Source organism: Alicycliphilus denitrificans (assembly GCF_044792555.1).
In the GTDB taxonomy this organism is placed as follows: domain Bacteria; phylum Pseudomonadota; class Gammaproteobacteria; order Burkholderiales; family Burkholderiaceae_C; genus Alicycliphilus; species Alicycliphilus denitrificans_A.
The window spans coordinates 3,954,700-3,962,500 of the sequence record NZ_CP126238.1 but is presented as its reverse complement, the minus strand read 5'-3'; the positions used below and the strand labels follow the sequence as shown (position 1 = coordinate 3,962,500).

The following is a 7,801-nucleotide window of genomic DNA, read 5'->3' as shown; positions in this document are numbered from 1 at the left end:
GGCTTAGAAGCAGCCATCATTTAAAGAAAGCGTAATAGCTCACTGATCGAGTCGTCCTGCGCGGAAGATGTAACGGGGCTAAGCCAGTTACCGAAGCTGCGGATGCACAGTTTACTGTGCGTGGTAGGAGAGCGTTGTGTAAGCCTGTGAAGGTGTCTGGTAACGGATGCTGGAGGTATCACAAGTGCGAATGCTGACATGAGTAGCGTTAAAGCGGGTGAAAAGCCCGCTCGCCGTAAGCGCAAGGTTTCCTACGCAACGTTCATCGGCGTAGGGTGAGTCGGCCCCTAAGGCGAGGCAGAGATGCGTAGCTGATGGGAAACAGGTCAATATTCCTGTACCGATCAATAGTGCGATGTGGGGACGGAGAAGGTTAGCTCAGCCAACTGTTGGATATGTTGGTTCAAGCCTGTAGTCGTGCCTGGTAGGCAAATCCGCCGGGCTAAGATGAGGGGTGATAACGAGTCTGCTTGCAGACGAAGTGAGTGATACCCTGCTTCCAGGAAAAGCCACTAAGCTTCAGCTATTGACGACCGTACCGCAAACCGACACTGGTGCGCGAGATGAGTATTCTAAGGCGCTTGAGAGAACTCAGGAGAAGGAACTCGGCAAATTGATACCGTAACTTCGGGAGAAGGTATGCCCTGATTAGGTGAACTTGTACAAAGGAAGCCGAAAGGGGTTGCAAAAAATCGGTGGCTGCGACTGTTTAATAAAAACACAGCACTCTGCAAACACGAAAGTGGACGTATAGGGTGTGACGCCTGCCCGGTGCTGGAAGATTAAATGATGGGGTGCAAGCTCTTGATTGAAGTCCCAGTAAACGGCGGCCGTAACTATAACGGTCCTAAGGTAGCGAAATTCCTTGTCGGGTAAGTTCCGACCTGCACGAATGGCGTAACGATGGCCACACTGTCTCCTCCTGAGACTCAGCGAAGTTGAAATGTTTGTGATGATGCAATCTCCCCGCGGAAAGACGGAAAGACCCCATGAACCTTTACTGTAGCTTTGTATTGGACTTTGAACGGATCTGTGTAGGATAGGTGGGAGGCTTTGAAGTGTGGTCGCTAGATCACATGGAGCCAACGTTGAAATACCACCCTGGTGCGTTTGAGGTTCTAACCCAGGTCCCTTATCGGGATCGGGGACAGTGCATGGTAGGCAGTTTGACTGGGGCGGTCTCCTCCCAAAGTGTAACGGAGGAGTTCGAAGGTACGCTAGTTACGGTCGGACATCGTGACGATAGTGCAATGGCATAAGCGTGCTTAACTGCGAGACTGACAAGTCGAGCAGATGCGAAAGCAGGACATAGTGATCCGGTGGTTCTGTATGGAAGGGCCATCGCTCAACGGATAAAAGGTACTCTGGGGATAACAGGCTGATACCGCCCAAGAGTTCATATCGACGGCGGTGTTTGGCACCTCGATGTCGGCTCATCTCATCCTGGGGCTGTAGTCGGTCCCAAGGGTATGGCTGTTCGCCATTTAAAGAGGTACGTGAGCTGGGTTTAAAACGTCGTGAGACAGTTTTGTCCCTATCTTCCGTGGGCGCTGCAGATTTGAGGAAGCCTGCTCCTAGTACGAGAGGACCGGAGTGGACACACCTCTGGTGTATCGGTTGTCACGCCAGTGGCATTGCCGAGTAGCTAAGTGTGGAAGAGATAACCGCTGAAAGCATCTAAGCGGGAAACTCGTTTCAAGATGAGATCTGCCGGGGCCTTGAGCCCCCTGAAGGGTCGTTGTAGACCACGACGTTGATAGGCTGGGTGTGGAAGTGCAGTAATGCATTAAGCTAACCAGTACTAATTGCCCGTGCGGCTTGACCCTATAACTTTGACTGCTCCAACCAGCAGTTCAAGACTGTTATGCCAAGTACGCAATCAAATACCTCAAGCTGATATAGACTCTATGAATTCGCCGTGCAGTCACCACATGACTGCACAGCACCCAGTTATGCCTGATGACCATAGCAAGTCGGTCCCACTCCTTCCCATCCCGAACAGGACAGTGAAACGACTTCGCGCCGATGATAGTGCGGGTTCCCGTGTGAAAGTAGGTCATCGTCAGGCTATTACAGCCCAAACCGCCCTCCCCCTGATACCAGGGGGAGGGCGTTTTGCTTTGCGCGGAAAGATGAAATGAAGGCCTTGTGTGCTGGCCTCATTCAATCAGGCATTCCCCATCGACAAACACACGCATTTCGCCCGACTGAAAGGCCGTCCATTCCTCGTTGGAGGTTAACGGTGCCGTGACGACGACTGCGACCTTGTCGTTCGGTGTAGTGTGGGCAGAAAAATCCACCCGCAGGTCTTCGTCGCAGAGCTGAGCCTGGGAGAACGGGTGGCGACGCACGATGTAGTAAAGATGGGTGGATGCATGCGCCCACAGGGCCTGGCCGTTGGAGAGCAGGAAATTGAACGTGCCATGCGGCGCGATGCGGGCGGCGAGTTCGCGCAACGTCAGTGTCAGCTCCTGAATGCAGGGCATGCCTGCGTGGGACTTGGACAGTTCCTGCATCAACCAGCAAAACACATGCTCGCTATCGGTGCTGCCCACGGGGTGGAAATGGGCGTGCAGGCGCGGGCGGAAGTCCTTTAGGTCGCCGTTGTGCGCAAATACCCAGTAGTGGCCCCATAACTCGCGCACGAAGGGGTGGCAGTTCTCCAGGCTGACCGCGCCTTGCGTGGCTTTGCGGATGTGGGCGATGACGTTGCGGCTCTGGATGGGGTAGCGACGGATGAGTTCGGCCACGGGGGAGTCCAGCGCCCGCTCATGGTCCACGAAGTGGCGCAGGCCCCGGCCCTCGAAAAAGGCAATGCCCCAGCCGTCGGTGTGGTCCGCCGTGTGGCCTGCGCGCTGGGCAAAGCCGGTGAAGCTGAAGGTCACGTCGGTGGGGGTGTTGGCATTCATGCCGAGCAGTTGGCACATGGCGGGCCTGGGCCGGGCGGCGCTGGGCAGGTTTACTGGCGATCTAGCCAGAGCTTGCCGCCCGTGGCCCAGTTCTCGCGCTTCACGTCGGTGATCAGAATGTCCACGGACTCGGGCGAACCGCCCAGGATTTCGACCGAGACACGGGTGATTTCTTCGGCCAGCTTGCGTTTTTGCTCGACGCTGCGGCCTTCCATCATTTCGATGTGGTAGGTGGGCATGATTGGTCCTTGAAAGTATGGGCTTTGATCATATCGACTGCGACTCCTGCCGAGTCGGCAGGGGGCGCGCGCATTGGGGGCAGATGCAGGCCAGGCCGCGCTGTTCGGGCGGCAGCCGCTGCAATGCGGCGGGCGCGATGGGCTGAGCCATGCACCAGCATTGCGCCGGTGCCAGCCCGGCGGCCATGGCGCATTGGTTCGACTGGCCGCACAGGGGGCAATGGGAGCTGTCGGTCTGTGGCATGGCGGCAGTGTAAAAGCACAACGGCACCCGCTGGTGCCGTTGTTGGTCAAATAGGGCTATAGCGCTTCTGCATAAAGCACTGATAGCTATACTTTATGAAGCATCAGGTGCTGGCCTTGACCTTTAGGCGCCAGGCGTGCAGCAGCGGCTCGGTGTAACCGCTGGGTTGCTCCATGCCCTTGAAGACCAGCTCGCAGGCGGCCTGGTAGGCCATGGATTCGCCAAAGCGACCGTGCATGGGCTGGTACAGCGGGTCGCCGGCATTTTGCTGGTCCACCTTGGCGGCCATGCGCTCGAAGGTGGCGCGCACCTGGGCTTCGCTGACGATGCCATGCAGCAGCCAGTTGGCCACATGCTGGCTGCTGATGCGCAGCGTGGCGCGGTCTTCCATCAGGCCGATGTCGTTGATGTCGGGCACCTTGGAGCAACCCACGCCCTGGTCCACCCAGCGCACCACATAGCCCAGGATGCCCTGGATGTTGTTGTCCAGCTCCTGCTGCTTCTCGGTCTCGGTCCAGTTCGGGTTGGCGCTCACGGGCACGGTGAGCAGGCCGGTGAGCAGGTTGTCGCGCTCGGCATCGGCGTTGATCTTCTCCAGTTCGGCCTGGATGTCGCTGACCTTGACCTGGTGGTAGTGCAGCGCGTGCAGCGTTGCGCCCGTGGGGCTGGGCACCCAGGCGGTGTTGGCGCCGGCCTTGGGGTGGGCGATCTTCTGCTCCAGCATGGCCTTCATCAGGTCCGGCATGGCCCACATGCCCTTGCCGATCTGCGCCTTGCCCCGCAGGCCCATGGATAGGCCGACGAGCACGTTGCTCTTTTCGTAGGCCTGGATCCAGGCGCTACTTTTCATGTCGCCCTTGCGGATCATGGGGCCGGCGTGCATGGCGGTGTGCATTTCGTCGCCCGTGCGATCCAGGAAACCGGTGTTGATGAAGGCCACGCGCGCCGGCGCGGCGGCAATGCAGGCCTTGAGGTTGACCGAGGTGCGGCGCTCCTCGTCCATGATGCCGAGCTTGACGGTGTTCTGCGCCAGGCCCAGGAGTTTTTCCACGCGGCCGAACAGCTCGTTGGCAAAGCCCACTTCGGCCGGGCCGTGCATCTTGGGCTTGACGATGTAGACGCTGCCGGTGCGCGAGTTCCGGATGCCGGGCTGGCCCAGGTTCTTCAGGTCGTGGATGGCGATGGCGGTGGTGACGACGGCGTCCAGGATGCCCTCGGGGATTTCCTTGCCTTCGCTGCCCCACAGGATGGCGGGGTTGGTCATCAGGTGGCCAACGTTGCGCACGAACATCAGCGAGCGGCCATGCAGGCGCACCGGCTGGCCGTTGGCCCCGGTGTACTCGCGGTCGGCGGCCAGGCCGCGCGTCATCGGCTTGCCGCCCTTGTCAAAGGTCTCGGTCAGCGTGCCACGCAGAATGCCCAGCCAGTTGCTGTAGCCCAGCACCTTGTCCTCGGCATCCACGGCGGCGACCGAGTCTTCCAGGTCCAGGATGGTGGACAGGGCGGCCTCGATCACCAGGTCGGACACGCCGGCGGCGTCGCTCTGGCCAATGGGCGTGGTGCGGTCGATGCGGATGTCGATGTGCAGGCCGTTGTTCACCAGCAGCACGGACGATGGGGCTGCGGCGTCCCCCTGGTGGCCGACGAACTGGCTGGCGTGCTGCAGTCCGCTGCGGCTGCCGTCCTTGAGCTGCACCACGAGCCGGCCTGCGTCCACGCGGTAGGCTGCCGCGTCCTTGTGCGAGCCCGCAGCCAGCGGCGCGGCCTGGTCCAGGAAGTTGCGCGCAAATTCGATCACGCGGGCGCCGCGCACCGGGTTGTAGCCGCGCCCCTTCTCGGCTCCGCCATCTTCACCAATCACGTCCGTGCCGTAGAGCGCGTCGTACAGGCTGCCCCAGCGGGCGTTGGCGGCATTCAGCGCGTAGCGTGCGTTGAGGATAGGCACGACGAGCTGCGGGCCGGCCTGCAGGGCCAGTTCGGCATCCACGTTGGTCGTAGTGGCCTGCACGCCCTGCGGCGGGGGCACGAGGTAGCCGATGGTTTCCAGGAACCTGCGGTAGCCCGCCATGTCGGCGATCGGGCCAGGGTGGGCCTGGTGCCAGGTGTCGAGTTCCTTTTGCAGCCGGTCGCGCTCGGCTAGCAGGGCGGCATTCTTGGGCGCCAGCTCGGTCACCAGGGCATCAAAACCCTGCCAGAAGGCCTCGGGGCCGACGCCGGTGCCGGGCAGCACCTGTTCGTTGATGAAGCTGTGCAGCGTGGTGGCCACCTGCAGGCCGTGGATTTGGGTACGTGTGGTCATGTGAGCCTCTCGCAAGATCAAAAAACAAAGCCGTCACCCTCCATGAGGAGTCTGGGGCTCACTGTATTGGAAATATTTCCGCATATAAACAGGGAAAATATTTCTAAACCAATGACTTTTTTGCAAAAATGAGCCCGGTAATTCGTCGTCTGCGCGGCATGTGCCCTGGATGTGTCATCAAAAAAGTGAGCTTTTAACGTTTTCTGCGTAAGCGTTTGAGGCTGTTTTCATGGATAAACTCAAAGTCTTCGAGTCGTTTGTCTCGGTGGCCACCAAGGGCAGCCTCACGGCCGCGGCGCGTGCCGAGGGCGTGGCGCCGGCCATCATGGGGCGGCGCCTGGACGCGCTGGAGGAGCACCTGGGCGTGAAGCTGCTGGTGCGCACCACGCGGCGCATCACGCTGACGCATGAGGGCAGTGCCTTTCTGGAGGACTGCCAGCGCCTGCTGGCCGACGTGGCCAATGCCGAGGCCAGCGTCTCGGCCGGTGGCATCAAGGCCACGGGCCATTTGCGCATTACCGCGCCGGCGGGCTTCGGCCGGCGCCATGTGGCGCCGCTGGTGCCGCGTTTTCGTGATCGTCACCCCGAGGTGACGGTGTCGCTGAACCTCTCCGACCGCGTGGTGGACCTGGCCGGCGAGGGCTATGACTGCGCCGTGCGCGTGGGCGACCTGCCCGACTCGTCCCTGGTCAGCGTGCGCATGGCCGACAACCGCCGCCTGTGCGTGGCCACGCCGCAATACCTGGCGCGCCGGGGCACGCCACGCCACCCGGGCGAGCTGGCGCAGCACGACTGCCTGACGCTGTCCAGCGACGCCTCGCAGACCCGCGGCTGGGCCTTTCGCGTGCCGCATGCCGATGGCGGCGGCCTGGAGGTGATCTACGTCAAGCCCGGCGGGCCGCTGGACTGCTCCGACGGCCAGGTGCTGCACGACTGGTGTCTGGGCGGCTGGGGCATTGCCTGGCGCAGCACCTGGGAGGTGGAGTCGGAAATCGCCGCCGGCCGCCTGGTGCCGGTGCTGGAGGCCTTCGCCGCGCCGCCCAACGGCATCTACCTGGTATTCCCCCAGCGCAAGCACCTGCCGCTGCGCGTGCGCCTGTGGATGGAATACCTCAGGCACCATTACGCCCAGCCCGAATTCTGGGGCCGCGCCCCCGATCACTGACCGACTACAAGGAGCCCCCACCGTGACGACCGAAGCCCTGCTGGCCTTTGCCCACATCATGGCCTTCCTGATGCTGGCCACTTTCATGACCAGCGAGACCGCGCTGTGCCGCCAGGACTGGATCAACCCCGCCGCGGTGCGGCGCCTGGTGCGGCTGAACCTGCTGACGCTGGTTTCGGGCGCCATCGTGCTGGCGACGGGATTGGCGCGCACCTGGTGGGGCATCAAGGGGCTAGACTGGTATTGGGGGCAGCCGCTGCTGCATGCCAAGTTGACGCTGCTGGTGCTGATGCTGGCGCTGGCGGCCGTGGCCGGGCAGCGTTATCGTCGCTGGCGTCGCGAGCTCGTCGCGGGGGGCGAGCTGCCGCAGGGGCAGGAGCTGCGCGCCGCCCGACGCCTGGAGATGTGGGCCTCGCATCTGATGATCATCGTCGTGCTGTTGGCGGTGTTTCTCGCCCGCGGCGTCGGGACGCGCTGAGCGCCCCAAGAAAAACCCCGCAGGCCGGGCGGCGTTGCGGGGCGCCGCAGATGCGCCGGTGGCTCAGCCGGCCGGCTTGTTGCTCAGGCACTCCTTCATGAAGGCCTTGCGCGCGTCGCCCTTGAGGTTCTTGCTGCCGGCTTCGGCGTTGCAGGACTTCATCTTGTCCTGCTGCTTGGCCTGCTTGTCGGCGGACAGGCACTCCTTCATGAAGGCCTTGCGCTCGTCACCCTTGAGGTTCTTGTTGCCGGCATCGGCGTTGCAGGTCTTCATCCTGCTTTGCTGGGCCGTGGGAGCCTTGGCTGGCGCCGCTGCGCCGGCCGCCGGGGCATCGGCAGCCTGTGCCGTGAACGAGAGGGCCAAGCCGGCAATGGCCAACAGGGAAAGCAGTTTCTTCATGGAGTGCTCCTGCAAAAAGGAATGGTGAAATGCCCGCCGAGCGTGCAATGCCATGCGGGTCGCCCAGC

The 7,801-nt window shown here is 61.9% G+C and carries 7 protein-coding genes and 2 rRNA genes (1 of these 9 cut by a window edge); 4 read left to right on the top strand and 5 right to left on the bottom strand.

The window, feature by feature from the left end; all coding sequences use genetic code 11:
* Positions 1-1,826: ribosomal RNA gene (locus P7644_RS18845) — 23S ribosomal RNA — on the top strand; it begins 1,052 nt to the left of the window's first position.
* A 129-nt stretch (positions 1,827-1,955) separates the two neighbouring features.
* A 5S ribosomal RNA gene (rrf, locus tag P7644_RS18840) occupies positions 1,956-2,068 on the top strand.
* A gap of 91 nt (positions 2,069-2,159) precedes the next feature.
* On the opposite strand, the gene P7644_RS18835 is transcribed toward rrf, so the two are convergent.
* The 4 genes from P7644_RS18835 to P7644_RS18820 all read right to left on the bottom strand — a co-directional run bounded on the left by P7644_RS18835 (position 2,160) and on the right by P7644_RS18820 (position 5,691).
* Positions 2,160-2,927, bottom strand: coding sequence for a class II glutamine amidotransferase (locus P7644_RS18835; RefSeq protein ID WP_404300777.1), 768 nt, complete (start codon positions 2,925-2,927; stop codon positions 2,160-2,162).
* A gap of 32 nt (positions 2,928-2,959) precedes the next feature.
* The gene (locus P7644_RS18830; protein WP_404300776.1) at positions 2,960-3,148 is read right to left on the bottom strand and encodes a 4-oxalocrotonate tautomerase; all 189 of its coding nucleotides are present in this window, start codon (positions 3,146-3,148) and stop codon (positions 2,960-2,962) included.
* Between the two features lie 28 nt (positions 3,149-3,176).
* Positions 3,177-3,392 carry a cysteine-rich CWC family protein gene (locus P7644_RS18825; RefSeq protein ID WP_404300774.1) on the bottom strand — a complete coding sequence of 72 codons (216 nt, stop codon included), beginning with the start codon at positions 3,390-3,392 and terminating at the stop codon, positions 3,177-3,179.
* A gap of 103 nt (positions 3,393-3,495) precedes the next feature.
* On the bottom strand, positions 3,496-5,691 hold the full coding sequence (locus P7644_RS18820; protein ID WP_404300773.1) for a malate synthase G: 2,196 nt from the start codon (positions 5,689-5,691) through the stop codon (positions 3,496-3,498).
* Between the two features lie 229 nt (positions 5,692-5,920).
* On the opposite strand from P7644_RS18820, the gene P7644_RS18815 reads away from it, so the two are divergent.
* Both P7644_RS18815 and P7644_RS18810 read left to right on the top strand, forming a co-directional pair.
* On the top strand, positions 5,921-6,856 hold the full coding sequence (locus tag P7644_RS18815) for a LysR family transcriptional regulator (RefSeq protein WP_404300772.1): 936 nt from the start codon (positions 5,921-5,923) through the stop codon (positions 6,854-6,856).
* A gap of 22 nt (positions 6,857-6,878) precedes the next feature.
* A complete protein-coding gene (locus P7644_RS18810) occupies positions 6,879-7,334 on the top strand; it encodes a DUF2214 family protein (protein WP_404300771.1) in 456 nt (151 codons plus the stop codon).
* Between the two features lie 63 nt (positions 7,335-7,397).
* Here P7644_RS18810 and P7644_RS18805 read toward each other — a convergent pair whose 3' ends face one another.
* Entirely contained in the window at positions 7,398-7,733 is a 336-nt protein-coding gene (locus tag P7644_RS18805; RefSeq protein WP_404300770.1) for a PsiF family protein, read from the bottom strand.
* Between the last annotated feature and the right edge of the window lie 68 nt (positions 7,734-7,801).